This window comes from Acinetobacter sp. YH12251, assembly GCF_013417465.1.
GTDB lineage: Bacteria > Pseudomonadota > Gammaproteobacteria > Pseudomonadales > Moraxellaceae > Acinetobacter > Acinetobacter amyesii.
In genome coordinates this window covers 219,134-244,932 of sequence record NZ_VPDZ01000006.1, presented here as the reverse complement: position 1 = coordinate 244,932, position 25,799 = coordinate 219,134, and the positions used below count along the sequence as shown (strand labels likewise).

At 39.4% G+C, this 25,799-nt stretch carries 24 protein-coding genes and 4 tRNA genes; 11 read left to right on the top strand and 17 right to left on the bottom strand.

The features are described 5' to 3' along the window. Positions 1-43: 43 nt before the first annotated feature. From hemL to FTV27_RS07080, 3 genes are all read right to left on the bottom strand, one after another. Complete coding sequence (gene hemL, locus FTV27_RS07090) at positions 44-1,342, bottom strand: glutamate-1-semialdehyde 2,1-aminomutase (protein WP_180077725.1); 1,299 nt, start codon at positions 1,340-1,342, stop codon at positions 44-46. Between the two features lie 35 nt (positions 1,343-1,377). After that, a complete protein-coding gene (thiE, locus tag FTV27_RS07085) occupies positions 1,378-1,998 on the bottom strand; it encodes a thiamine phosphate synthase (protein ID WP_180077723.1) in 621 nt (206 codons plus the stop codon). A gap of 592 nt (positions 1,999-2,590) precedes the next feature. Beyond that, on the bottom strand, positions 2,591-2,974 hold the full coding sequence (locus FTV27_RS07080; RefSeq protein WP_180077721.1) for a DUF962 domain-containing protein: 384 nt from the start codon (positions 2,972-2,974) through the stop codon (positions 2,591-2,593). Positions 2,975-3,295: 321 nt separating this feature from the next. Here FTV27_RS07080 and FTV27_RS07075 point away from each other — a divergent pair, with 321 nt between their 5' ends. Together FTV27_RS07075 and FTV27_RS07070 are read left to right on the top strand one after the other, a co-directional pair. After that, positions 3,296-4,756 (top strand): inorganic triphosphatase, encoded by a 1,461-nt coding sequence (locus FTV27_RS07075; protein ID WP_180077757.1) that lies wholly within the window; start codon positions 3,296-3,298, stop codon positions 4,754-4,756. 225 nt (positions 4,757-4,981) lie between these two features. Beyond that, positions 4,982-5,413, top strand: a complete 432-nt coding sequence (locus tag FTV27_RS07070) for a hypothetical protein (RefSeq protein WP_180077719.1) — start codon at positions 4,982-4,984, stop codon at positions 5,411-5,413. A 67-nt stretch (positions 5,414-5,480) separates the two neighbouring features. On the opposite strand, the gene FTV27_RS07065 is transcribed toward FTV27_RS07070, so the two are convergent. Continuing rightward, positions 5,481-6,170 carry a TetR/AcrR family transcriptional regulator gene (locus FTV27_RS07065; RefSeq protein WP_257229980.1) on the bottom strand — a complete coding sequence of 230 codons (690 nt, stop codon included), beginning with the start codon at positions 6,168-6,170 and terminating at the stop codon, positions 5,481-5,483. Positions 6,171-6,287: 117 nt separating this feature from the next. Between FTV27_RS07065 and FTV27_RS07060 the strand changes: the two genes are divergently transcribed. Further along, on the top strand, positions 6,288-7,532 hold the full coding sequence (locus FTV27_RS07060) for an MFS transporter (RefSeq protein WP_180077717.1): 1,245 nt from the start codon (positions 6,288-6,290) through the stop codon (positions 7,530-7,532). 35 nt (positions 7,533-7,567) lie between these two features. Here FTV27_RS07060 and FTV27_RS07055 read toward each other — a convergent pair whose 3' ends face one another. Further along, positions 7,568-8,200, bottom strand: a complete 633-nt coding sequence (locus FTV27_RS07055) for a hypothetical protein (RefSeq protein ID WP_180077716.1) — start codon at positions 8,198-8,200, stop codon at positions 7,568-7,570. Positions 8,201-8,308: 108 nt separating this feature from the next. Here FTV27_RS07055 and FTV27_RS07050 point away from each other — a divergent pair, with 108 nt between their 5' ends. Together FTV27_RS07050 and FTV27_RS07045 are read left to right on the top strand one after the other, a co-directional pair. Continuing rightward, the gene (locus FTV27_RS07050; protein ID WP_078188837.1) at positions 8,309-8,710 is read left to right on the top strand and encodes a DUF3144 domain-containing protein; all 402 of its coding nucleotides are present in this window, start codon (positions 8,309-8,311) and stop codon (positions 8,708-8,710) included. A gap of 172 nt (positions 8,711-8,882) precedes the next feature. After that, positions 8,883-9,947, top strand: coding sequence for an amidohydrolase (locus FTV27_RS07045; RefSeq protein WP_180077714.1), 1,065 nt, complete (start codon positions 8,883-8,885; stop codon positions 9,945-9,947). 81 nt (positions 9,948-10,028) lie between these two features. On the opposite strand, the gene FTV27_RS07040 is transcribed toward FTV27_RS07045, so the two are convergent. Both FTV27_RS07040 and FTV27_RS07035 read right to left on the bottom strand, forming a co-directional pair. Next, a complete protein-coding gene (locus tag FTV27_RS07040; protein ID WP_180077712.1) occupies positions 10,029-12,797 on the bottom strand; it encodes a pitrilysin family protein in 2,769 nt (922 codons plus the stop codon). A 149-nt stretch (positions 12,798-12,946) separates the two neighbouring features. Further along, a complete protein-coding gene (locus tag FTV27_RS07035; RefSeq protein ID WP_180077710.1) occupies positions 12,947-13,768 on the bottom strand; it encodes a PhzF family phenazine biosynthesis protein in 822 nt (273 codons plus the stop codon). A gap of 104 nt (positions 13,769-13,872) precedes the next feature. On the opposite strand from FTV27_RS07035, the gene FTV27_RS07030 reads away from it, so the two are divergent. Continuing rightward, complete coding sequence (locus FTV27_RS07030; RefSeq protein WP_180077708.1) at positions 13,873-14,481, top strand: flavin reductase family protein; 609 nt, start codon at positions 13,873-13,875, stop codon at positions 14,479-14,481. A gap of 109 nt (positions 14,482-14,590) precedes the next feature. After that, the gene (gene gloB, locus FTV27_RS07025) at positions 14,591-15,322 is read left to right on the top strand and encodes a hydroxyacylglutathione hydrolase (protein ID WP_180077707.1); all 732 of its coding nucleotides are present in this window, start codon (positions 14,591-14,593) and stop codon (positions 15,320-15,322) included. A 91-nt stretch (positions 15,323-15,413) separates the two neighbouring features. On the opposite strand, the gene FTV27_RS07020 is transcribed toward gloB, so the two are convergent. Next, complete coding sequence (locus FTV27_RS07020) at positions 15,414-15,680, bottom strand: hypothetical protein (protein ID WP_111883866.1); 267 nt, start codon at positions 15,678-15,680, stop codon at positions 15,414-15,416. Positions 15,681-16,121: 441 nt separating this feature from the next. Between FTV27_RS07020 and FTV27_RS07015 the strand changes: the two genes are divergently transcribed. After that, the gene (locus FTV27_RS07015; protein ID WP_078188846.1) at positions 16,122-16,325 is read left to right on the top strand and encodes a hypothetical protein; all 204 of its coding nucleotides are present in this window, start codon (positions 16,122-16,124) and stop codon (positions 16,323-16,325) included. A 305-nt stretch (positions 16,326-16,630) separates the two neighbouring features. Here FTV27_RS07015 and FTV27_RS07010 read toward each other — a convergent pair. The 6 genes from FTV27_RS07010 to FTV27_RS06985 all read right to left on the bottom strand — a co-directional run bounded on the left by FTV27_RS07010 (position 16,631) and on the right by FTV27_RS06985 (position 19,528). After that, a tRNA-Leu gene (locus FTV27_RS07010) sits at positions 16,631-16,715 on the bottom strand. Positions 16,716-16,788: 73 nt separating this feature from the next. Then, positions 16,789-16,873 (bottom strand) — tRNA-Leu (locus FTV27_RS07005). A gap of 38 nt (positions 16,874-16,911) precedes the next feature. Next, positions 16,912-16,985 (bottom strand) — tRNA-Trp (locus FTV27_RS07000). A gap of 37 nt (positions 16,986-17,022) precedes the next feature. Next, positions 17,023-17,107 (bottom strand) — tRNA-Leu (locus FTV27_RS06995). A 107-nt stretch (positions 17,108-17,214) separates the two neighbouring features. After that, positions 17,215-18,039 (bottom strand): protein kinase, encoded by an 825-nt coding sequence (locus FTV27_RS06990; protein WP_180077705.1) that lies wholly within the window; start codon positions 18,037-18,039, stop codon positions 17,215-17,217. Further along, a complete protein-coding gene (locus FTV27_RS06985; protein WP_180077703.1) occupies positions 18,017-19,528 on the bottom strand; it encodes a DUF3336 domain-containing protein in 1,512 nt (503 codons plus the stop codon). The genes FTV27_RS06990 and FTV27_RS06985 overlap by 23 nt, the downstream gene beginning before the upstream one ends. A 189-nt stretch (positions 19,529-19,717) precedes the next feature. Between FTV27_RS06985 and FTV27_RS06980 the strand changes: the two genes are divergently transcribed. After that, complete coding sequence (locus FTV27_RS06980) at positions 19,718-20,590, top strand: ATP-binding protein (protein ID WP_180077701.1); 873 nt, start codon at positions 19,718-19,720, stop codon at positions 20,588-20,590. Between the two features lie 69 nt (positions 20,591-20,659). Here FTV27_RS06980 and FTV27_RS06975 read toward each other — a convergent pair whose 3' ends face one another. Both FTV27_RS06975 and FTV27_RS06970 read right to left on the bottom strand, forming a co-directional pair. Further along, positions 20,660-22,003, bottom strand: coding sequence for an amidase (locus tag FTV27_RS06975; protein WP_180077699.1), 1,344 nt, complete (start codon positions 22,001-22,003; stop codon positions 20,660-20,662). Then, positions 22,000-23,295, bottom strand: coding sequence for an MFS transporter (locus FTV27_RS06970; protein ID WP_180077697.1), 1,296 nt, complete (start codon positions 23,293-23,295; stop codon positions 22,000-22,002). Before FTV27_RS06970 ends, FTV27_RS06975 begins: the two co-directional genes overlap by 4 nt. Before the next feature lie 97 nt (positions 23,296-23,392). Here FTV27_RS06970 and FTV27_RS06965 point away from each other — a divergent pair, with 97 nt between their 5' ends. Further along, the gene (locus FTV27_RS06965; RefSeq protein ID WP_180023872.1) at positions 23,393-24,361 is read left to right on the top strand and encodes an Lrp/AsnC family transcriptional regulator; all 969 of its coding nucleotides are present in this window, start codon (positions 23,393-23,395) and stop codon (positions 24,359-24,361) included. A 40-nt stretch (positions 24,362-24,401) separates the two neighbouring features. On the opposite strand, the gene tsaD is transcribed toward FTV27_RS06965, so the two are convergent. Continuing rightward, positions 24,402-25,418 (bottom strand): tRNA (adenosine(37)-N6)-threonylcarbamoyltransferase complex transferase subunit TsaD, encoded by a 1,017-nt coding sequence (tsaD, locus tag FTV27_RS06960; protein WP_078193616.1) that lies wholly within the window; start codon positions 25,416-25,418, stop codon positions 24,402-24,404. Positions 25,419-25,564: 146 nt separating this feature from the next. Between tsaD and rpsU the strand changes: the two genes are divergently transcribed. After that, a complete protein-coding gene (gene rpsU, locus FTV27_RS06955; protein WP_001136722.1) occupies positions 25,565-25,780 on the top strand; it encodes a 30S ribosomal protein S21 in 216 nt (71 codons plus the stop codon). Positions 25,781-25,799: the final 19 nt, after the last annotated feature.

Genomic DNA, 25,799 nt, shown 5'->3' with positions numbered 1-25,799 from the left:
GCGGGCTTTATTCTAAAGCAGAATTTACCGATTTAAATGAAAATTACTTCATTTCAGCAAAAACTTCTTTCGCCATTTCGATGGTAAATGCAATATCTTCATCGCTATGTGCGCTTGAGAAGAAACCGGCTTCAAATGCAGACGGTGCAAGGTTAACACCACGTGTCAGCATGCCATGGAAGAAAGTGCGAAACGCATCTACATCACATTTCAAAATTGAATCAAAACCAGTAATTTCAGTTTGATCTGTAAAGTAAATACCAAACATACCGCCCACTTGCTGGGTAAAGAACGGGATGCCTGCTTCATCTGCAGCAGCCTGTAAGCCTGCAAGTAAACCTGCCAATTTTTCAGTCAAAGTTTCATAGAAGCCCGGCTGACGCAAATGTTTAAACATCTCAATACCGGCACGCATAGCCAATGGGTTACCAGACAATGTACCTGCTTGATAGACTTTGCCAAGAGGTGCAATGCATTCCATCACTTCACGCTTGCCGCCAAATGCACCCACAGGCAGGCCAGCACCAATAATTTTACCTAAAGTGGTTAAATCAGGTGTTACGCCATAATGCGCTTGCGCACCGCCAAGACCAACACGGAAACCTGTCATTACTTCATCAATGATAAAGACTGAACCATGCTCATCACACACATCGCGAATGGCTTGTAAGAAACCGTCAATTGGTTTCACCAAATTCATGTTGCCTGCAACTGGCTCGACAATTACACCAGCAATTTCTGAACCGAACTTTGCAAAGCATTCTTTCAGCATGGGAATATCGTTATATGGCAGGGTTAAAGTGTGTTTGGCAAAATCAGCAGGTACACCGGCCGAAGTTGCTTCGCCTTCACCTTTAGTTAAAAGACCAGAACCTGCTTTCACTAAAAGTGAGTCTGAGTGACCATGGTAGCAGCCTTCAAATTTTACAATCTTGTCACGCCCCGTATAACCACGAGCTAAACGGATAGCAGTCATCGTTGCTTCAGTCCCTGAGTTGGTCATACGAACCAATTCAATAGACGGCATAATTTCGCAAATAATATCCGCCAAAGTTGTTTCATGAACGGTTGGCGCACCAAAACTCAAACCATCAACAGCCGCGTCTTGAACTGCTTTAATAATGTCGGGCTGCGCATGACCTAAAATCATTGGGCCCCAAGAGCCGACATAGTCGACATAGCGTTTTCCGTCTACGTCATAGAGATATGCACCTTGCGCTTTTTCGATAAATACCGGTGTACCGCCTACACCATTAAATGCGCGTACAGGAGAGTTTACACCGCCAGGAATATGCTTGCTGGCTTGTTTAAATAATTGTTCTTGCTTAGCAGATAAGCTCATAAAAATTCTCTACTTATTCAATCTAAAAAATAAAATTAAGCTTGTTCAGCAAAAAGCTCAGACCATTCATAAACACGACTGCTAACAGCAGACATTGAACGACCTAATACATCACTAATCACAGCACAAAGATCAGCACCTGCTTCAATGACTTCTGCTGAATTTTCTACAGTTAAACCACCAATTGCACAAATAGGTACATTTAGTTTCGCTTTGGCTTGTTTTAGCGTTTCTAAGCCAATATTGCCTGCTTCAGGCTTAGTTTCAGTTGCAAAAATGGCACCAAAAGCCACATAGTTTGCACCGTCTGCAATTGCCTGCTCAGCCAGTTCTAAAGAGTTATTACAGCTTCGACCGATCAAAACATTTTTAGGTAAGCGTGTTACAGCTTCAGCAATTGAACCGTCATCTTGCCCTAAATGGACACCCACACCATACTGAACTGCAGCTTCTAGATCGTCATTAATGACAAAAGGCACTTTGTACTGATTACACATATTTTTCATGTACTCAATTTCATAAGCCTGATCTTCCTTTGCCACTTTTTTACGACGATATTGCAAAACAGCAACTTCATAAGTTGCCATCGCGCCTTCAAGCTTGGCTAAAAGCAATTCGATTGGATCATCATTGGTAATGAGGTATAAACCACGCATAGTTCAATCACAACTTAAAACTTTTGAATATTATAACGATTAGGTCTATGAAATGTTGCTTGGGATATAAAATTTTAATGCTTTGCTGCTGAGAAAGTTATATTCCTTTTCACAGGACTGCTTATATAAATGTTTAATTGAATTTTCTGTAGAAAATGGCAAAAAATACCTATTTTCAGGTATAGAACAAAACTGATACAAATTATTTAATAGTGCACCAGAAGAACTCAAAACGCAGCGCATAAAAACACAACACTTTTATAAAAATAAAAATTTGTAACCTATTAGACTTTTTGGTGCTTGGTAAGAAACGTTTTGGGGAGCGTTCAGAGCATCAAAAAGTCTAACCTATTTTATAAAAGTTTTTATTGTTATATATTTCAAACAATAGACTTTTCTAAGGCCATAAAAAAAGCCTAGAGAAGGTCACTCTAGGCTCGGAAAACTGTGGTTTATCGACTATTCATGTTTTAGATAAGGAGTAAATAAACAATATGAACATTATTAGACTAATCACTCTAATTTTGCAAGTCATTTACTCAAAAAAATCACACCCATATCCATAAAAATTAAGCGTTTGATTAATAAACAATTAACTATCAATCTTATCTAAATTGCGGTCTTTTAAGCTTAAGTTCCCCTTCACAATATCAGACAGCATGCGCCAATCGGAAATAAAACTGTACAAAGGTTGCTTGAAACTAGCTGGCTTATTTTTTTCAAAGAAAAAATGTCCGACCCATGCACAGGCATAGCCTGAAACCAGACCATAAGCAAAATATTTCGGTTGTTTTTTTAAAATTGCTTTTGCAAAAAAATAGAGACCTATACTGCTGCCGGTGACATGTAAACGTCGACTCATGATATTTCGATGTTCAGTCAAATAAAACCGATAAAATTGCGAATACTCACGAATAGGTAACTGAAATTCGGGCTTTAAATCTCGATTAAACTCGGGTTGTACTTGTGAATTCATGTTGTGCTCATCCTGAACTTATTTTAACCAACATAGCTTAAAACTCTCCCACTTTAAAGGCGTAAAATTTTATTTTGATCCCATGAAAATCGAACCATTGTGAATTATACAATTGATGGAATATCCATCTTTTAAAACTTTTCTTAGTCCCAAAGCTGAGTTTTCAAATCCGTCAAGTCTTACTTCTCAACTGTTTTTCGCTACAATCGATACGCGTTTAGCTGATAGAAAATTTACGCGCATTTTAGTTTTTCATTTTTATAAAAATTTAAAGAACGCTTCATGCCAGATCATGAAGTTGTGACATCAGGACAGAAAACCATGGTTGAAGTTGAATTAAAGTTCCAGATTCCAGAAGCACGTCGAACTGCATTATTAAAAGCACTCGATCCAAAAAAATCGGAACAAATTCAACTTAAAGCTAAATATTTTGATACCCCAGATCGAAAAATGGCACAGCAACATGCAGCCTTGCGTCAACGTCTAGAGGGAACGCGTTGGATTCAAACCTTGAAAGCTGCAGGTAAAAGCCACATTGAACGGTTTGAACATAATCTTGATTTGGGCGAGCAAGAACAAGCTCCTGCCCTAGATTTATCGGTCTATGCCAATGAAGCTGAAGTTCAGTCAGTTTTAAAAACCACTTTAGGCGATCAGCAGGATTCGTTACAACTTCAGTTTGAAACAGATATTCTCAGAACTTATCGCGTCATAGAGTTTGAAGATGCCAAGATCGAAGTTAGCTTAGATGTCGGCTGTATCCGCAGCAACAGCACAGAAACAGAAGTTCATGAAGTTGAATTTGAGCTTAAAAGTGGCTCTATTCAATCACTCCTTGCCTTTAGTTTCGAATGGGTTAAAAAGTATCATTTATGGTTAGATGTCCGCAGTAAAGCGGAAATCGGGAATTTGCTGGCGTTTAATCAAACTGTGAGTCCAGCAGTTGAGGCTAAAGAATTTCAACTCAGTAAAAAAGACACTGCCGCAAAAAACTTACGACTTTTAATTGCACAGGAAATGCAGCATCTTCTGCCTAATATTGCCGCAATTTCTGCAGGTGTGGCTCAGGCTGAGCACATTACACAAGCTCAGAAAGCACTCCATCATTTACAATTAACCATTTCGCTATTTAAAGATTGGAACAGTGATATCGTTGAAAAATGGGCTGTCCAATTAGGCGCATTTAAGCAGCAATTTGAACAATTACACCATTTTGAACACATGCAAAATACCTTGGGTGGCTTTTTACAAAACCCAACGACTTCAGAAAATTTAACTAAAGATATTTTGTATTGCAAAGAGAAGTTAGGCAATTTGGTTAAATCGACTCAAAATGTACATCATTATCTTGAGCTTTTAATGTTTAGTTTGAAATTCGATGATGCGCCGCAGCAACATGATTTTAAATGGTATGCTCAAACAACCCTGCAAAACCAATATAAAGCCCTCCAAGAGTCTTTAAATGATGCCGACATTAACAATTTTGAAAGCTTAGACGTGCTTTCTCAACGCATACAAGAGCTTAAATTTAGCTTCCCAGTTTTGACGTCGATTTACGATGTAAAAAATTTGCAGAAATACAGTAAAGCACTCAATGATGCACAAGTTGCGGCACAGGAATACCAAGTCCTTTCCTCTTCTGCACAGTATATTCAGCAAACAGAGCTGGAAGCTAGCGATTGGTTTGTTCTCGGTTGGTTGACGGCAAAACTAGAGGTTTATGCTGATAAGCTATTAGAAGCGACAGAACAATTCCTTGTGAGTCGAAAACTCATTAAGTAAAATCAAAAAGGGAGATTCAATGAGTCTCCCTTTTTATTTGCATCCCACATTGTCGTATAGATATTCATTTGTTGAACATTCAGATTCAAAGTCGGTTAATTTCAATTCATCATTTCTTTAGTTTGACTCAGTTACATTGAAATATTTTGAGAAGCTATTATTTTTGTTTTCTGGATAAAAACTTTTAAAATAAGCTATCTGAAAAATTAGATTCAGGGTGGTTTTATGTTGAATAGTCACATACCTGTAATTCATCCCCTATTTTCATTTTCACTTATATTTATCCTTTTCCCATTACTAAGTGCTTGTAGTGAACAACATAAGCCTGTGCAAAGCACCGAATTAAGGCGCACTGCATCCTTACAAGTAGAAAAGCCGCTTTCTCCAACTCAAAACTTTGATCAGACACGACGAACCTTTAAAGTCCTGCGCAATAATAATGAGGACTATGGTGATGAGTCTTACCAAATCAAAACCAATGCTGGCATACTAAGTATTTACAGTATGAACTTGAATCCGCAACAAGGTCAGTTACTGTCAAGCGTCAAGTCTGGAGAATGTCTAACTCTATCGAGTCAAAGTGACAATTTAATTGCGGTTGATGGTTATATAAGTGTGATGGAATTGGGTGACATTAAAATTCATCCCTGCAAATAAACATCAAAATAGTATTTGCATAACAGTCATTCAAAAAAACTAAGAAAAGTACGTTAAGACTACGCTGCTATTGGGAGTTTAATTCATGATCCATACTGATTGGACCTTGTGCTAATAACCCCCATGATTTCATCGCATTACTCACCATGCGCTGTAATTGCATCAAGGCCATACCATCACGGGCTTGTATGGTCATCCCTTGTAATAAGGTCATATAAAAATCAGTCAATTGCTCTGCATGAGCCAAACTTTCAATTTCCGCATTGTGCACGCCTATAGCGAGCCGATCCATAATTTTTGTTTTGGTATAGGCACGTCGTTGTCTGAGCTGTTCTTGTATGGTTTGATTTTGCTGTGAACAATTCATTGTTGCCACCACGACCATACAACCTTTAGGTTTATTGGTTTGCACCAAATGCTGAATACTATCGTACAGGTATAATTCCATCGAAATTTTAGCTGTTTGACCTGCTTGTAGAATTTTTTCTGCAGGCTGAACTTCGTGTTCACTATAGTATTCAATACATTTTTCAAAAAGCGCCGTTTTGTCGCCAAATGTGCCATATAGGCTGGGTGCGGTGATATTCAAAGCTTGAGTTAAATCACTGATGGACGTTCCTTCATAGCCAAATTGCCAAAACAACATCATCGCCTTTTCCAAGGCTTGCTGTTCATTAAAACATTTAGGTCGTCCACGCTTCTTGACCGAATCGGCTGGATTAGCGTGCTGATTTTCTTGCTTTGAATCATTCATCATAAGCTAACATTTATATTTTATAACGTTCACTAATAAAATAATTGACGCTCACAATTTAATCAAATAATTTATTTTTATAACAGTCACTATTAAATTAAATAATTAAGGTGTAACGCTATGAATCCGCATGCTACAGCTTTAAAACAAGATAAACAGTTGACGCAGCAGCCTGATGAATCTTCTCCCAATCAAGGGAATTGGTTTGCAATCCTCACGGTTGCCATTACAGCTTTCGCCCTTGTCACCAGTGAGTTTTTACCCATTGGCGTGTTAAATGCCATTGCTCAAGATTTAAATATTAGTGTAGGTACCGCAGGTTGGGTGATTACCCTCCCTGGCATTATGGGTGCGATCGCAGCGCCCCTGCTTTCTGTTGCTGTGAAGCAACTTGACCGTCGTATCTTACTGATTGCCTTAACCGTGATTATGGTCATTTCTAATTTTATAACTGGCTTCGCAGAAAGCTTTGCGCTGTTGTTGTTTAGCCGTTTTCTATTGGGTATTGCTATCGGTGGATTTTGGGCAACAGCCATAGCCTTGAGTGGGCGTGTCGCACCCAGTCATCTCGCCATTGCCAAAGCCACTGCGATCGTCATGGCAGGAGTTACCTTAGCGACGGTTTTAGGTGTTCCATTAGGTACATGGTTGAGTGACTGGTTAGGTTGGCGTAGTGCGTTTCAAATCATTGCAGCGATTGGCATCGTCATTTTAGTTTTAGAAATCAAATTTCTCCCAAAACTTCCACCCACTTCGGCTATTCGATTTAGTGATTTACCTGCACTGATTCAACATGATAAAGCACGTAAAGGCCTGATTATTATTTTATTAATTGGTTTTGCTCATTTTTCTTCTTATAGCTATCTCGCCCCATTTTTTAAGAATCATGCAGGCTTTGATGCGACCACCATCAGTTCATTATTATTGATCTACGGTATAGCCGGTTTCTTTGGTAATTTATTTGCGGGTTATAGCAGTAACATCAATGTCCGCTATACCCTTGCTTTTGTTGCCTTCAGTTTTATCGTGGTATTTTTTAGCTTTCCACACTTTGCAGTTCATTTATTCGGTGCATATCTTTTAACCGCATTATGGGGTTTCGCCTTTGGGGCATTTCCTACAACGGCCAATATCTGGATGTTTGTACATGCCCCTGAAGCTGTTGAAAAAGGCATGCCGCTGTTTATTGGTATTTTCCAACTCATGATTGCGTGTGGTTCACTGTTTGGCGGCTATATTGTCGATCATTTTAATGCCAACACCTTATTGTATTCGGTGATGATCTTTGTCGCATTTGCCATAGTGGCTATATTCACTTTAGGGCGTGGATTAAATAACCCGAAGCTTCCTTGTACAGCAAACTAAGTACACGCTCTAACTGATATCGTCAATACATTTGATTAACGATATTTCCCAAAGATTTTCCACGTATTGTTATCTGCTAATGGGTCACTATAGCTATCACTACGAGCTTTACGTGGTTTATCACGGGCATCCACCAATTTAAAGTCGTTTTCGACACTGAGTACAATGCCATTCACATAAAAACGGGTACGGGTGTATTCACTTTGTCCATGTTGAAATACATAGGTTCTGAGGTCAATAAATTCACGGTGTGCGACCAAAGCTGCCGTATCATCGCTGTCTAGCCATAGCCGCATCGCTTGAATTTGATCTGCTTCAAATTGCCCACATTTTTCAACTAAGCTGGCAATACCACGAAAGGTTTTAGATTCTTTCGCCCGTGTTTTGTTGATTCGAATACGATCCACGTGAAAATAAAAAAGCGGCAGATTCAAATGACTCGGCAAATGGACTGCATCGAGGACTTCATCTTCCATAAGGGGCTGAAATAAGTCCTGAGCACGTTCAATTAAGCCAGTCCACTGCGCATAATATTCGGCTACTTCAGATTGTGTACCATAATAAATGGGCAGCCCTTCTACATTGGCTAAGGTTGAGGGCGGCCAAACATTTTGTCGAAGTAATGCAATATCACTTTTCAGACTTTGCACTGCGATTGCATCTTGCATGGGGTATTCCACTTTACTTAGGCTATTTTTTTAGATTAAGTCAAAGGTTTAGTTTCTGCAAGGCTTTGCCTATAATACTGCATTAGATTTTTATGCTAGGACACATTCATGGTTCAAAAGATTGAAGCTACTGATGTAACCGAAGAAGAAGCGTTGAATGCAGCTTTCTTTGAACGTGCGGATGAATTTATTAAACAAGCCAATGAATTTTGTCGTGTTGAAAAAGGTTCTCAAGTCAAACCGGCAGAAATGCGCGGTCAAGTGAGCGCTGCCATGTTATTTGGTACTGCTCGCTTTAATACTTGGGTTGCTGCAAATGGCTTCAAAGATGGCAAAGAAATGCGTGATGCCAAAGATCAAGTAATGTCTTATATTCTTCAACAATTTCAAATGATGCTTGAAGATAATTATGATGAATATTGCGAACAGTTTGAAAACTATCTTCGCTTCCGTCATAACGAAGAATTCCATGCAAATAAGCATGATCACGACCACGATCATCAGCATTAATCAAAAGCCCTTCGGGGCTTTTTTTATACAACTTCTCTTTCACAAAGCTTTGATTTAATATTTAGTCATAACGTTGTATTTTCATCATTCATGCTATTTTCAGTGCCTCGCGTATTCGAAAATACAATGAAATACGCAAGAAATGGACATGGTTTTAAGGACAAGGATAGCAATGCAGACGCTCGATTTTGCCATCGTGGATTCACATATACATCAATGGGATCCATACAATACCCCACATGCCGCTTCACTTGCCGTGAAATTATTGGGTAAACATCCCTACTTGCTCGACAAAATGATGCGCTTAGTTAAGCCGCAAGAGTTAATTGACACAGTTGGTTTGACCAAACATGTGACGACACCGTATTTGCCTGAAAATTATAAGCAAGATGCAGGACATTATCAGGTCGATCAAATCGTACATGTAGAAGCGAGCTGGCATGACCATAAAGGTAAAGGGGTAGTTGGTGAAACCAAGTTCATTGAATCCTTAGACTTTAACGCTCAAAAAATTAAACTTGGCGCCATAGTCGGCACTGCAGACCCATGTGACAGTAGTTTTAAGAAAATTCTTAAAATGCATAAACAAGCCTCCCCACATTTTCGTGGCATACGAAAAATGGCAGCTGTACATGAAGACCCAAAAGTTCATGCATGGACCAATGAGCCCCATCTCTATACCAATAAAAAATTTATGAAAGGTTTTGAAGCTCTTGCTCAAATGAATTTAAGTTTTGATGCATGGGTTTATTCAGACCAAATTCGTGATTTAACCGCTTTAGCACGTGCTTTCCCTGAAACATCTATCGTTCTGGATCATTTTGGGACACCTGTCGGTGCCTTTGGACCTGTCGGCTCACATACAGGCTTAACCCAAACTTCACGTGACAATATCTTGTTTCGTTGGAAAGATGATTTAGCTGAACTGGCAAGTTGCCCAAATGTTTATACCAAAATGTCTGGATTATTCATGCCGGTGCTGGGTCATCAGTTTCATAAAGAACAACGCCTTGCATCTAAACAAGAGATTTTCGATTGTGCCTTTCCGCTTATTTCTCATGCTCTACAATGCTTTGGGAAATACCGTGTGATGTTTGGCTCTAACTTCCCGATGGATAGTGTGAGTGCATCCTTGGTGAATATTATTGACGCATTTTCAGATGCGGTGGCGAGTTATGATCCTGATGCACTGACTTTAATCTTCCAACAAAATGCCCGTCAGTTCTACCGCCTATAAGTTCGTTAAGAAAATCTCGCTATCAAGTTATCCATTGTAGCTCAAAAAAAATCCTCCATCTGGAGGATTTTTTTATTAAGTTTATTTTTGAGTAGATTTTGCGGCTTGACCATATTGGTCAGCCATCACCTCAACCAAATGTTCAGGTTGAATATATTTTTTGATGACAGCATTAACATCCGCTTTGGTCAAACTAGCAATGTGTTGATCACGCTTTTCACGATAGTTTAAATCACGACCTTTTTCTAACTGTGGAATCAACATACTATGAATGCGACGGTCATCTTCAAGTGCAGTTAAACGCTTTTTCAAAATACTGGCTTTGGCTGCTTCTACTTCCTGTTCCGTCACGCCATTTTTCAATAAGTTTTGCAACACTTTATGGACAGACTGAGAAACTTGTGCAGATTTACCCGCAGTGTAGTTTGCATCAATACTCAGTACACCTGAATTCACCCATTCATCAAAATTAATGTCTGCACTAAAACCATAAACCAGTGCATTCTTTTCACGTAACTCTTGAGCTAGACGTGAAGACAACTGTGAATCACCGAGTATGTGGCGTAATACTTGTAGTGCAGGAGAATCGGTATGCTCTACACCTACAGGTAGAGTCATAATGGCTTGGTAACTACCAAACTCACGCTGTTCAGACAATGCATGCACTTTCTGTGCAGGATATGCCGTAAACGTAGACTCTAAGCGTTGATAAGGTTCGCTGGTTTTCCAATCTGCAAATTCTTTTTTCAGAATTTTTTCTATTTGCTTGGTATCAAAATCACCTGTTACCGCAATTTGTGCATGCTGTGTTTTAAAGAATTTTTGATGTAACTGCTGCACTTGATCACGTGTAGCCGACTCAATTTGTTTTTTCGCAAGTTCAGGTTCGAAGTGATAACGAATATCCCCCGGCTCATAGATCTCGACAATACGCGACAGAGTCATTGCTGCAACGGTATCAGGCTCTGTATAAGGTCGATCCAAACTCGACAAACTTTGCGCTTTAATTAAATCAAATTGTGACTGTTCAAATGCTGGTGCTTTAATAACATCAATGACATATTGCAAAAATTCAGCAAATTTTTCTTTACGAGCAACCACTTGAATCATCAGGCCATTATCATTTGCACTGACCGTTGCACCGCCACCAACATCAATAATTTTATCGGCAATTTGCTGCAAACTTTGATCTTTAGATGCACGGAACATGAGGTAAGCTGTCAAATCTAGCAACTCACCTTTATTCATTAAACTTTGTGCTGTACCAAAATCCAATGCAATCGTGGCATAGGTTTTGTCATCACGGGTTTTAGTTGGAAACAATGCATACTGAATGCCGTTTTTAAATTTAGCGCGCTGAATCTGCTTTTCTTTCTGATTTAAATATTGCTTAGATTCTGCAACATATTGCTTCACTTCAGCACGATAAACACTCGCATCTTTCAACGGCTCTTCTGCAGGCGCTTGCTGATCTAAAGTTTCAGCAGGTTTCGACGCAGCCTGTTGCTGTGCTTTCTTCTGGTCTTCAGGTGTTGGTAGAATATTTCCTGTGACACGGTATTCGGGCTTTAGAAAGTCCTTATACACCTGATTCACGTCGCTTACATTTAGCTTTTGTACTTTATCTAAGTCTCGGAAATATTGAGACCAGTCCCCGTTATAAGCCACAGTATAAGAACTAAGACGCTCGCCAAGTGCTGTTGCGCTATTTTTGACATTGTCAGCCATATTTCGAGTCAGGCTTTTAACACGGTTTAGCTCGACGTCATTAAAGGCTTTATTCTGCTCTACACCTTGTGCCAGACTGGTTGCCACTTTGTTTGCATCATGCCTTGGGCCATATATCGCCCCCATAAACACCAAATTAAAATCTTTATCTAACCATGTGGTGGATTGAACTGCGGTTGCTGTCCCTGTTTCCACCATGCTTTGATACAAATGCCCACTTGGCTGTAAGGTATACAAAGTTGGAGATACCGCCAAAGCAGTTTTAATCGGTTCGACTGCACCATTTAAATAAATATTAAATTTGCCAAAGTCACTACCCTTATGAACAGTAAATTCGCGTTGCTTTAATTTCGTTCCATCTAATTTAGGGACTTTGGCCTGTTCAGGAATTTGACGTGCGGCAATTGGGCTAAATTGTTGATCAATTTGTTTTAATACAGCCGCTTTATCAAACTTACCAGAAATCACCATCACTGCATTATTTGGCGCATACCAACGGCGATAGAACTGGTTTAATTCGTTCATATTGATCGATTGAAGTTCTTTCAAATCACCAATCGGTAAGCGGCCTAAAGATTGATTGCCATAGGCTTCTTTTAAAACTTGGTCGATTAACACTGAAAATGGCTGATCTAAACGAATTTCACGTTCACGCTTAACGATATCAATTTCTGTCGGTACAAATTTTTCCTGAAGTACCAATTTATCCATCCGTTCTGCTTCTAAATGCAAAACTTGATCGATTGAACTTTGTTCAGGACGAATCACATTGGTGTATTTCGTTGAATAATAATCCGTACTGGCATTGGTCATCAGCGTGAATTGGTCTAAGCGACGCTGAAATTCATCACCTTTGACATTTTCAGTGCCTTTAAAGGCCAAATGTTCGAGCAAATGTGCCAAACCACCTTTGCCCGCAGGGTCATTTAATGAACCCGTGAAATACACCGTATTCATAAACACTTTGCTTTCTTTATCATTTTGCGCCAAAACCACGCGAAAACCGTTGTCTAATTTATATTCTTCAATGGCTTGTTCAGTTTTAACCAATACAGGTTGAGCAAAGAGGCTTGTACTTAAACCTGCAAAAAAAAGTGAAAGCGTTAAATGTTTAATACGCATGTAATTCAAGTGTCCTTTATATTTAGCATCGATCAGCGTAGTGCTGTCGATCAGATTGGTTTTGATTTTATGCTGAGCTTTTCAGGATTAATAGTTACTTTTTATTAAATACATGCCGCAGATTTCGACAGCATGTATTTGATTTATGTTCAGATATAAATGTCAGACTGCATATACAAACACGCATAGCCTGAGATTTCTATACGGTCATTTTCAAACATTTGACAGTGTAACTCACCACCACGACTCGATGCTTGATACGCCAAGATTTGAAGTTTTTCTAAACGTTCTGCCCAAATAGGCACGATTCCAGTATGAATAGAACCCGTAACAGGATCTTCATTGATGCCATTGCCTGGTGCAAAATAGCGTGAAATGCAGTCATATTGCTGGGCTGCCGCAGTGATTGCAACATCAGTAATCGTACCCGGCGCTGTAATTGCGGTGCGGATTTTGCCAAGACGTTTTAAGATTTCAAAATTCGGTTGTTCGTCCAAGACTTGTTGAGCCATTTCGTATTCCACGATATACGCCTGCGCATTCTGATAAACCTGCTTAAAAGGTTGACTCAACCCTAGACGTAGCTCTTCAGGATATTCACTCACGACCTGTGCCCGACGCACAGGGAAATTCATCAGAATTTTTCCATCTTCAGCTTTATTTACGCTAAAAATACCGAGATTTTTGACATGAAATTGGATATTTTTTTCAGCCGTATAAAACTCAAAAAGCACATAACTACTGGCCAATGTCGCATGTCCACAAAAGTCCACTTCAGTGGTCGGTGTAAACCAACGAATTTCATAATTACTGCTGTCAATTTTTTTCACAAATGCAGTTTCAGACAGATTATTTTCCAAAGCAATCTGTTGCATCAAGTGTTCATCTAACCATTCATCCAACACCAAAACCGCCGCTGGGTTGCCTTTAAATAACACTTGGGTAAATGCGTCTACTTGATACATTTTCATTGATTGAACTCCTGATTTAGTGATTTATATTAAAGGCTTTTGAAAATATTTCATGCGTTATATGCTATGTAACAACACTTTTTAATAAAACATCTAAGTTATAGATGAACTTAAATATAGGTACAATTTTGAAAACGCATATTCACCCTGTTCCTTTAGAAAAATCATACCGACTTTTAAATCATGGGCCGACTGTGCTCGTCTCTGCTCAGGATCAAACCCATACTGGTGTGATGACTGCTGCATGGGCATGCGCCTTAGAGTTCAACCCTGCAAAAGTGACAGTAGTACTGGATAAATCAACTAAAACACGTGAGATTATTGAAAATTCAGGCTATTTCGCCTTACAAGTACCGACACTGAAACAACTCAAACTCGTCTATGCACTTGGCATGATGAGCCAACGTGATGCGCCAGAAAAATTACGCCAATGTGGCGTGGAATTATTTCAATTTAATGCCTCAGATATTCCTGTAGTTGAAGGTTGTGCTGCTTGGCTACTGTGCAAACTTATTCCTGAGCCGCACAATCAACAAGCGCACGATCTGTTTATTGGCGAAGTCATTGCTGCCTATGCAGACGACCGCGTCTTCCGTAACGGACATTGGTATTATCATGAAGTAGCAGATGAATGGAAAAGCCTACACCATGTTGCTGGCGGGAACTTTTATACCATTGGTAATCCCGTATCTGTAGACGAGACACCAGACTAAAATAGCGCTGTGAGCTCTGTCGTTTATCTAGGGTTGAAAATCAATAATCATCCGTTTTGAGCATTTTCATGCTAACTTTAACTTAATTTTAAATATTGAATGAATGGATATGGCGTTTAAAATACATACATTGGATGTCAAAAATTCACTGCAAAATTATATTTGGCTGCTTGAACACACCGAAAGCCATGATGTCATTGCGGTAGATCCTACTGAAGCTGCCTTAGTCGAGCGCTATTGTCAGGAACATCAACTCAATCTCACACAAATTTGGTTAACGCATTGGCATAAAGATCACGTCGGTGGCGTACCGGAACTTATTCAGGATAAAAACATTGCCGTTTATGGTCCCCGTGCAGAATTAAGCCGTATTCCATGGGTGAATTATCCTCTCGATCATAATGACCGTTTTGAATTTCATGGTCTTGAAGTTGAAATAACAGCAACGCCCGGCCACACCCTTGGTCATATCGTATATTTTATCGATGACATTCATACACTGTTCTGTGGCGATGTATTATTTGCTATGGGCTGTGGACGTGTATTTGAAGGTACTTTTCAACAAATGTACGATTCATTGAACCGTATTGCCGCATTCCCTGCAGAAACTCAAGTGTATTGTACTCACGAATACACCCTATCGAATGCGCAGTTTGCGCGGCATGTTGAACCTGACAACCTTGCCATACAACAGCGGTTTGATGAGGTTGAATCCCTACGCATGCTCGGGCAATGTACTTTACCAAGCAGCATTGAATTAGAATTAGAAACCAATCCATTTTTACGCGCAGAAAGTGTTGAAACGTTTCAGCGCTTAAGAGAACTTAAAGACAATTTTTAATTGGATTGAGAGTTTAATGAATTTAAGATTTCATCACAAATATACTGTTTTATTTGTGATGAATGTTTCGGGCCGATTTATCATTTTATGTTTATAAAATTTGATTGGTTGCAGCAAACTCATCCAGTTCAGCTTGAGTCACAACTCGTACGGCTTGCATTTCATCGATACGTACCATCAATAAACCACCTAATGCCGGTTGATAACGTCGTGCACTACCAAATGGTGTATATGCCACTTTGGATTGCTCCGAAAAGACCAACCAATCTTCATGTCCAAGCATCACCGCAACAGGCGTCTGTCCTGCTTGTTGCATCTGTTCAATTTTTGCTTTTACAGCGTGCTCAATGTTCTGCATGCGTTCAATCTACTTATACCAATAGAACATAGTATAAAAGCTTTTCGATAAATCTTGATGAGAAATAGCATTGCAAGCTCACCTATCCAGCGAATTAGGCTTTGAACAAGCTGTTATTTGCAATCCACAACTGCATGCCCAAACAGCTGTGCATTCTAAGCCAAACAATCGTTTATTTTGCGCACAGCTTCTCTATAAACATAGTTCAGATTTTAAGCCAGCAGTTAAAACCCAAATTTTTAAAATACGTTATATTTACTTACATTAAGTTTAGCTTGTTATAAAACAGCGAGTTAAATAAGTTTATACCGTTTACAAGCCGATAATCTGTTTATTTATCCATCAAAATTTCATATTTTAAATAAAAGTTTTCCATTTCCCCTTTAAAAAATATTTTGACACCCCTATTTAATATTTTAATGATTGATAAGGAGTTCGCTCGTGAAAAAAGTGGTTAAAGCAAAAAATTTAGTTGCCTTCCGTCTTTGGTTAGAAAAGTTAGGATATTCTGTTCGTACACTGGCAGATAATCGTGGATTTACATTCAGTTTTAAAAAAGAATATGGTCTAGTGACTGTAGACTTGTCTGGTAATGCTTTGGCCATGCAGCTCGGTGAAGAGTTTGAAGATCATTTAAAGGCATAATCTTCTTTAAAATTTATTCGAACGATTAGAAATAAATGATTTAATTCGATTGATTCGAATCCGCATTTCAAAATTTGCCCGTATATTCGGGCTTTTTTTCACCTTTGTTTTACTGACTCATTTTAACGAGATAAATTTCAGACAATAAAAAAGCAAGATTAGACATCTTGCTGTATCTCTTCGTTCATCATTCTTTCATTAGATTTTTTATTAGAATTAGTCTTCAAAAAAGACCATGTTTAAGACACTGATTTTTTCGAATTTCAAAAACAAAAAAGCAAGGTATAAAACCTTGCTTAATCTAATGGTGGGGACGGAGAGACTCGAACTCTCACACCTCGCGGCGCTGGAACCTAAATCCAGTGCGTCTACCAATTTCGCCACGTCCCCAACTCGGGTGCTGACAATGTCAGACTTAAATTTGTTTTAAAAACCTGTTTATTTGGCAACTTAATAAATTAAGTGGTGGGGACGGAGAGACTCGAACTCTCACACCTCGCGGCGCTGGAACCTAAATCCAGTGCGTCTACCAATTTCGCCACGTCCCCAACAGGGTTGCTGACAATGTCAGACTATTTTTAAAACTTGGCAGAGGATCAAGGATTCGAACCTTGACGAACGGTTTTGGAGACCGTCATGCTACCATTACACCAATCCTCTGTGACCTTCACTACTAAACTCATGTTTAGTAATTCAGTGGTGGGGACGGAGAGACTCGAACTCTCACACCTCGCGGCGCTGGAACCTAAATCCAGTGCGTCTACCAATTTCGCCACGTCCCCGATGGCTGTGTATATTATAGAGATCACCCCTACATGACAAGCCTTTTTTATAAAAAAGCATCTTGTTTGTTTAAATAAAAAACAATAGTGCTTTTTTTGTATTTTTCTTAAGCAAATTCAGCAACTAAGTCGCTTTTTAAGCGATAAAAATCCACCAATCTGTCATTTTTTTGCTTCATCAACATGTGTTGCAATAGCTGACTAAACCCTTGATATTGCATTGGCAGATCAAGCTTTAAGCGTTGGCAATGTAAATAGGCCCAATCTTCATAGTTTTTCGCCTCTAAACGCTGTGATGTCAGCCATTCCAAGAAAATAATCCCCAGCGCATAGATATCACTGTGCAAAGATTTTGCTTGTCCATGGAAAAGTTCTGGAGCCATATAACGTGGTGTCGCAGTTAAGGCATTTTGCTGGTCAACAGCCAACGGGAGCGCTTGCTCAAAGTCGATGAGTCTGCACTGCCCTTGCCAATTCACAAAATGCTCTTGTTTTAAATCTGCATGTATCCAACCGTGCAAGCTTAATCGCTCAACCACATCGATTGCTTGCCATAGCACTTGCCTCACCTCCTCAATGCTCAAATTCGATACAGGCTGTAAGAACCAAGGCTCAGCATTGGGCAGTATTAATAGGCGATCAATAGGCTCTTGCTGAATACTGAGATGCGACTGTTTTATCACTTGAAAAGGTAGCGTGATGCTGTCTTGTGTAGACGCTTGATTGAATAGCTGGTACAGCTCAATTTCTCGACCGAAACTAGCTACATGTTCAGGGCTGCTGTCACTGACTTGCGCCTTGAGCCAATAACGTTGTTGATTGAATTGAAATTGATATAGACGACGGCCAAAAACCAAACTTTTGGTTTTGGTTTTTGGCTCATAAATGATTTGCGTTAAATCTGTGGATTTAAACCGCAATAAATTCTGCATGGCGTTGATTGGGTGCATTTTGATAATTTAATAATTCCAAACAATGCTGAATGGTCTTACCGATGCGAGCTTGCGTTTCGATTAATGAAATCTTCGGCCAAGTGGCTCTTTCACCTTCACGCTGCAATACTTTAAACAGGTAGGGTCGAGGATTTTGCAACATATAACTATAGTGTCTTAAGCCATATTTCCCCACAATATTGACATCACCATAGTAACGCTGATCCACCACGCCATAACCATGATCAAGCAAACGTCTTACAGGTGGGATACTTCCTGCACGCTCACGGGCAAAATCCATCACCCCTTTACTAATCACCTTACCTTGACGACGAACGATCCGCTCAGGCCAACTCAACATGCTTTTACGAAAGCGTGATGCATCATCCTGCATAAACGGCACAATATGCGGATTGACCTGACTGGCGATACTATAATTAATATTATACAAACGCGCCATTTTCTCCTGTGGGAAATCACTGCGCACACTACCATCCACCCAACGTGTAGCCGACATATATGGCGTAAATTGCCCGTCATAACGCTTACTGGTCAGTCCTACCGGTGGAAATAGAATGGGCACTGCACATGATGCCAATACTGCACTCCACACCAACAAATCGGGTGATGTATAGGCATTCATAATTCGTGCATCTTGTGATGCATCATAAGGCGCAACTGCCACATTGATATGCAGACCTGATTGCTTATATGCTTCGGCAAAAGTTAAGTCACCTAAGTTTTCAACCAAAAACTTTTTCAGATATTTTACATCTGCCAAACCACCATTGCCCTGCACTAACTCAGTCAATTTACGAAAGTGAAATGCCTCACTAAAGAAATTTTGTCCGTTTAATAAATTGGTAAATTCTGACGGTTTAGATACACCCAACATCCCGGTCATAATTGCGCCAGCACTGGAACCAGACAGAACTTTTGGCATCAAATCTTGTTCCATCAGTGCTTTACACACACCGGTATGAAACAAACCTAAAGTTGAACCGCCTGAAAACATCAAAACAGGTTGACCATAGGCTTTTTGGCTTTGTTCAAAGAATTCAATTTTTTGTGCAGCATCAAGACAAACGCATTCTTCAGATGCGATAAATGCCAAACTTTGACTCACCTCATCAACATAGTCTTCAATAATTTTTTTGGTGCCGACGTAGGCTTCTGTAAACAGTAAAGGATGAGCAATATTGCCAACATCATAAGTTAAACCTTCACTTAAAATGTACATCAAATCTCGAGTACGTTTCTGAGCACGATATCGTCTCAGTAACCCTAAACGATGAGTAATAATTTCTGCATCAAAATACGGTGAACTATTATCGAATTTCCATTCTTGCGCACCCGATTCTTCATCTATTTTAAGTGCGATATCTTTCCATTCTTCATAACATTCAGCACGGTCGAGCTGACGCTTTAATTTTTTTATCCGATATGCCTGATGTGGATTAATACTTTTTGAAAACCCTGTAAACAACATGACTATCCCTCAGCACACTTTAAACTGTTCACTCAGCTAGATTTATAACAACTTTTTGGTTATTCGAATAGCGCTGATCTCCTAGAACAATCATTTAACTTTGACATATTGAGGCGATTATAACTGCATTATTGATGTACACTGCTGTCATATACCAACCAACAACAAGACACGACAAGCTGACTTATCATGGCTACAATTGATTTACCTGACAACATCCTTCAATCGCTATCTACTGTACTCTTACAATTACAGCACAGTTTGCCTGAGCTTAAACAAGCACCCGATTTTTCGAGTATCGCTTTCAAATGGCAAGATAAGCAGCTTAAAGCCATTCAACAGCCCAAAGTCATGTATTTAGAAGACTTAAAAGGAATTGAACGTCAAAAAGAAAAAGTGATTCAAAACACTTTACAGTTTTTAAAAGGCTTACCTGCCAATGATGTTTTACTCACTGGCTCTCGTGGTACAGGTAAATCATCCATCGTACGTGCTCTGCTCACCCATTATGCAGACCAAGGTTTACGTTTAATTGAAATTGAGCGTGATGATTTATCTGATTTGCCAGAAATTCAAAAGTTAATTGAAAATCGCCCTGAAAAATTTATCGTATATTGTGATGATTTGGCATTCAATGCTGAAGATGAAAACTATCGCAGTTTAAAAAGTGTTTTAGATGGTTCATTACAATCAGGTTCGAGTAATTTTATTATTTATGCTACCAGTAACCGTCGTCATTTATTGCCTGAATTCATGCATGAAAACACACCTGTAACCAAGGTAGATGTGCCTCAATATACCGAACTTCACCCTCAAGAAGCGATTGAAGAAAAAATATCTCTTTCTGACCGCTTTGGGATGTGGCTGTCTTTTTATCCAATGGATCAAAATTTATATTTAGAAATTGTTGAACATTATTTGGCTAAAGCCGAGATGCCATGGACAGATGAAGCGCGTGCTGAGGCACTACGTTGGTGTCAAGGTCGTGGGCAACGTTCAGGGCGTGCTGCTTATCAATTTTCAAAGCATTGGATTGGGTCAGAACAACTTAAACAAGCCTAGAGCCAAAAAACTAAATAAAAAAAGAACCGCAATAGCGGTTCTTTATAATTGAATATGACAAATGATTCTTTAATTCTGACAAATAGGTGGAAGGACAGAACGAATACCTAAACCATTGGCAATTTTCTGCACTGTGTTTACCACATTAACATCATTAGCTTGATATGAAACCAATTGAATACCCATCGGCAGTCCACTTTCACTTTGAGCCATTGGAAAAGCATAACTTGGTGCATCTAAATAGTTAAATGGACGCGTGTATTCACCCACATGACTAAACTCGGTATCCGTTGAGCTTGACACAGCTGCAAGGAATGGGCTCACTGGAAACAGCAAACATTGACCATTTAAAGAAGCTTTAAATGTCTGCTGAAACTCAGTTCGCTCTGCAATCAATGACTCGTATTTTTCCTGTGAAATACTCTTACCGCGTAGCACACGCTGACGAACTAATTCCCACATCTGTGTTTCAGCATTTTCAGCTGTATCGCCATGATATAAATAACTTTCATAAGCAATAATGTCAGACGTCCGGTCCGATAAATTATGAAAATCGAAATGTGCAGGTGGTTGCCAGTTTTTAATTTCGATTCCCAATGATTCAATGCGTTTTAGCCCTTCGCGCCAAAGGGTTAATACCTCAGGCTCAAGCGGATATGGAAATGCAGATTCATCTAAAGCATAAATTACATTTTGACTTGATGCCGCTCCAACATCTTCATCCATCAATACATTGACTAAAGCGCTAATATCATCTGCAAATCGTGCAAAAGGCCCTAGAGTATCTAAAGTTTTGGATAAAGGTACTGCACCCGTGTCGGCAATTTTATGGGCTGAAGGTTTAAAACCAAATATGCCATTTAATGCTGCTGGTGTACGAATCGAACCACCTGTATCACCGCCAAAGGCCATAGGACTAAGACCACTAGCCACAGCAACCGCTGAACCTGAAGATGATCCACCCGGTGCAAATTGCTGCTCTGCCCACGGGTTTTTAGGTGTGCCTTGCATTGGATTTTGACCAGACAAACCAAAAGCCAACTCGGTCATTTTAGTTTTACCTAAAATCACAAAACCTAAATCTTGCAATTGATCAACCAGTTTACAGTTCGCTTGCGCTTTTTGATCTAAATAAACCGTACCTGCATAGGTGATATGACCCGCTACATCCAGATTATCCTTTAGTAAAATTGGCACACCATGAAATGGACTCAATCGTGTGCCTTGCTGAAGCAACTCATCTAAATGTTGTGCCTGTTGCAAAGCCTCGATTTCGAATAATTCCGAAATACAATCTAGATGTTTAAATGTTTGGTTTCGATCAATATAAAATTGAACTGTCTCTACTGAAGTTATCTTTTTGCAGGCAATCTGGCGACCAAGCTCAAGTGCAGATAAATTCACAATATTCATTTTATATCTTCCAAACCTTTTCCTGCCGTTTCAGGCATTTTCATAAATGTGATTAATGTTAATAATGCGCCAACCAATACCATAAAGTAGAAATAATCTTGTTTACCAATACTTTGTAGCCAAGTTAGCACATACGGTGTTGTGCCGCCGAGTAAAGCCACCATCAAATTGTAGGGTGCGCCAATGCCAACTGCACGAACTTCTGTCGGAAACTGTTCAGACATTACAGCTGGGCCAATGGCGGTATATAAAGCATATAAAACCAAGCCGAAAAGCTCGACCAATAAAATTGATGCAAACGTGCCATCCATCCATTTAATGATTGGATAAAAGAACACTAAATATCCCACAGCAAACACGATCAACTGTGGTTTACGCCCAATTTTGTCTGATAGCCAGCCAAATACAGGCTGACACAACATAAAGATAATTAAGCCAACAGTATTTGCAGCAAAGGCTGTTTGTGGCTCTGCGCCTAAAACTTTAATGGCATAGGTCGGGACATAGACCACAAAAATATAGAATGCAAATGTTGTTAAGATAGAAATACCCACAATACGAAGCGTTTCTTTCGGATGACGTTTAATCAGTACAACCAAAGGATTTTTTACTGATTCTTTTTTATGGGTCATTTCACTATCAGGTACTGATTTACGAATCCACATACCCACTAAGCCGCCAATCGCACCCAAAATAAACGGAATACGCCATCCGTATTCGCTCATTTGCGTTTCAGTTAAAGCACTTGTTAAAGCCCAAGCAAGACCTGAGGCCATCAAAATACCAATCGCTGAACTGAAAAACATAAAGCTTGAATAGAATCCGCGTTTATTTTTCGGTGCCATCTCTGAAAGATAAGTTGCCGCTGAAGCGAACTCACCACCCAAAGATAAACCCTGAAGTAATCGCGCTAATACCAAAATAATCGGCGCAAAAATACCAATTGATTCATAGGTTGGTGAAAGACCTATCATCAAAGAACCACCTGCCATCATTATGATGGTTGCGGCCAAAGCTGCTTTTCGACCATAGCGGTCAGAAAAGATACCCAATACGATTCCACCTAATGGGCGCATGAAGAAACCTACAGCAAAAATTGCGAAGGTCGCAAGCAAGGATGCAGTTGGATCATCTGAAGGGAAAAATTGTTTCGCGAAAAATACTGCAAAAGTTGCATAAATCGTCCAATCGAACCATTCAATAGCATTTCCTACAGTTCCTGCAAGAATAACTTTCTTTTGTGATACATTTCCTTGTGTGGAAATTGAGTTTTGCATTTTTGACTCATCCATAAGCGTCTCATTTAATATTTAGACATAAATAAAGGTTGTATTTTATTTTCTAGACTTAAATTTAGATTATAATTAGTTTTTGGACAAATCAATCATCATGAGTGAATCTTTTAGTTTCGACGAAATCGATACTGCATGCATCAAAGCTCTTATCTCCAATCCGAGAGGATCATGGCGAGAACTGAGCCAGATTAGTGATGTCCCTGAAAAAAAGCTGTCTCGACGTCTAGGTAGATTGCTAGATGACCAAGTTATACGAACTGCAATTGAATTAAATCCTGTGGTTGCCAATAAGGGTTACACCGTTCATGTCTGGATCAGTGTGAAATTTGGGAAGGAAAAAGAAGTTGCGCAATTTTTTGCAAACCGTCCAGAAGTACGCATTGTTTTTCTAACCACAGGACTTGCCGATATTTTTCTTGAAATTGGATTAGAAAAGGCCGCCGATCTCTCTGTTTGGATGCATGATTTTGTTACGCATATTCCGGATATTAAAACCGTAGAAACCCAAGCCGTATTAAAACCATTTACTTGGGCAAGCAAACCCAAAGCTTTAGAAGGTACAAGCGATAAAAACGTCAATTTTAGAAGTTTGACTGAAATAGAGTTAAAACTGATTCATGCTCTGTCTATTGATGGGCGTTCATCTATTAAAAGTTTGGCAGAGCAAATCGAACTCAGTGAACATAAAACTCAGAAATTATTGAATGATTTATTGGAAGAAGGCATTTTCAACATTCGTGTCGATGTAGAACCCAGTTTGATGGGCTATAAGTCCGAAGCGATTATTTTGATTAAAGCTCGTCCAGATGCAGCAAATCAAATTGCCAAAACCTTGTCTGAACTTAAAAACACACGCTGCCTATTTGGCATTAGTGGAGATTCACAATTTTTCTGGCATGTCCTATGTAATGATTTAAGTGATTTATGGAAACTCATTACAGAAGATCTTGGTAATTTTGAAGGCATTCAATCTTGCAATACCAACATGGTGACATTGGCATTAAAACGTGCAGGATTTATGCGAAAAATCAGCAGCGCGCAGTTATTTTCAAATTTAGATTAAAAAAAAGAACCGCAAATGCGGTTCTTTTTTTTAACGATTTTTACGCTTCGTTTGGATTACTTAATTCCGTCATCGGCCAACGCGGTGTAGTTGTAACAGACAAACCATCATGCTGACCCGCTTTAAGACGCTGATAACCTGCAAACGCAATCATTGCACCATTATCTGTACACAGCGCAGGTTCTGCATAAAACACATTTGCACGGATTTTTGCCAAGTCAGCTTCTAAGCGCTCACGTAAACGCTTGTTTGCACTTACACCACCGGCAATAACTAAACGTTTTAAACCAGTTTGTTTTAAGGCCTTCACTGATTTTTTCACCAATGTATCAACCAACGCTTCTTGGAATGATGCAGCGATATCCGCCTCACGACCTTCGCCTTCAACTTTTTTCAATTGAACTGAAACGGCAGTTTTTAAACCACTAAATGAAAAATCTAAACCTTGGTGTAGCATTGGACGTGGAAATTCAAAGGCATTGATGTCGCCATTGATCGCCAATTTCGAAATATTTGGACCACCTGGGTATGGTAGACCCATCATTTTAGCGACTTTATCGAATGCCTCACCTGCTGCATCATCAATCGACTCACCCAATAATTCATATTGACCAATTCCATAAGCAGCCATCAATTGAGTATGTCCGCCAGAGACTAAAAGTGCCACAAATGGAAATTCTGGTGGAGTTTTAGACAACAGCGGCGCCAACATATGACCTTCCATATGATGTACACCAATTGCAGGTTTATTCAGTGCAAATGCCAACGTACGACCAAACAATGCGCCTGTCATTAATGCACCCATCAAGCCCGGCCCGCGAGTATATGCGATGGCATCAATTTCAGATTTATCAACTTTACTTTCTTCAAGCAATTGTTTTAATAACGGAATTAACTTACGCACATGGTCACGTGAAGCTAATTCAGGTACCACACCACCATATTCTGCATGCAGTTTGATTTGGCTATACAATACTTGTCCGCGTAATCCTTGCTCACTATCGTAGAGTGCTAGTCCTGTTTCATCACACGAAGTTTCCAAGCCTAAAACGATCATTAAACTGCCTTTTGCCCATTTCAAAATATTGCTAAACCTATTATAGACTTGTGATATGAGATGTAAATGAGTAAAATACTGACCTTCACTTGTGATCAAGGGTAATTCGACCCGAGATCTTATCCATAACTTAATGAGGATTCTTCATGCCACAAGTTAAATTGAAAGAAGGCGAACCAGTAGACGTAGCTATCCGTCGTTTCAAACGTTCATGCGAAAAAGCGGGTGTTCTTGCTGACGTTCGTAAACGTGAATTCTACGAAAAACCAACTCAAGAACGTAAACGTAAAAAAGCTGCTGCTGTTAAACGCTACCAAAAGAAATTGGCTCGCGAATCAGTACGTACTACTCGCCTTTACTAAGATTAATTTGTGATTGATT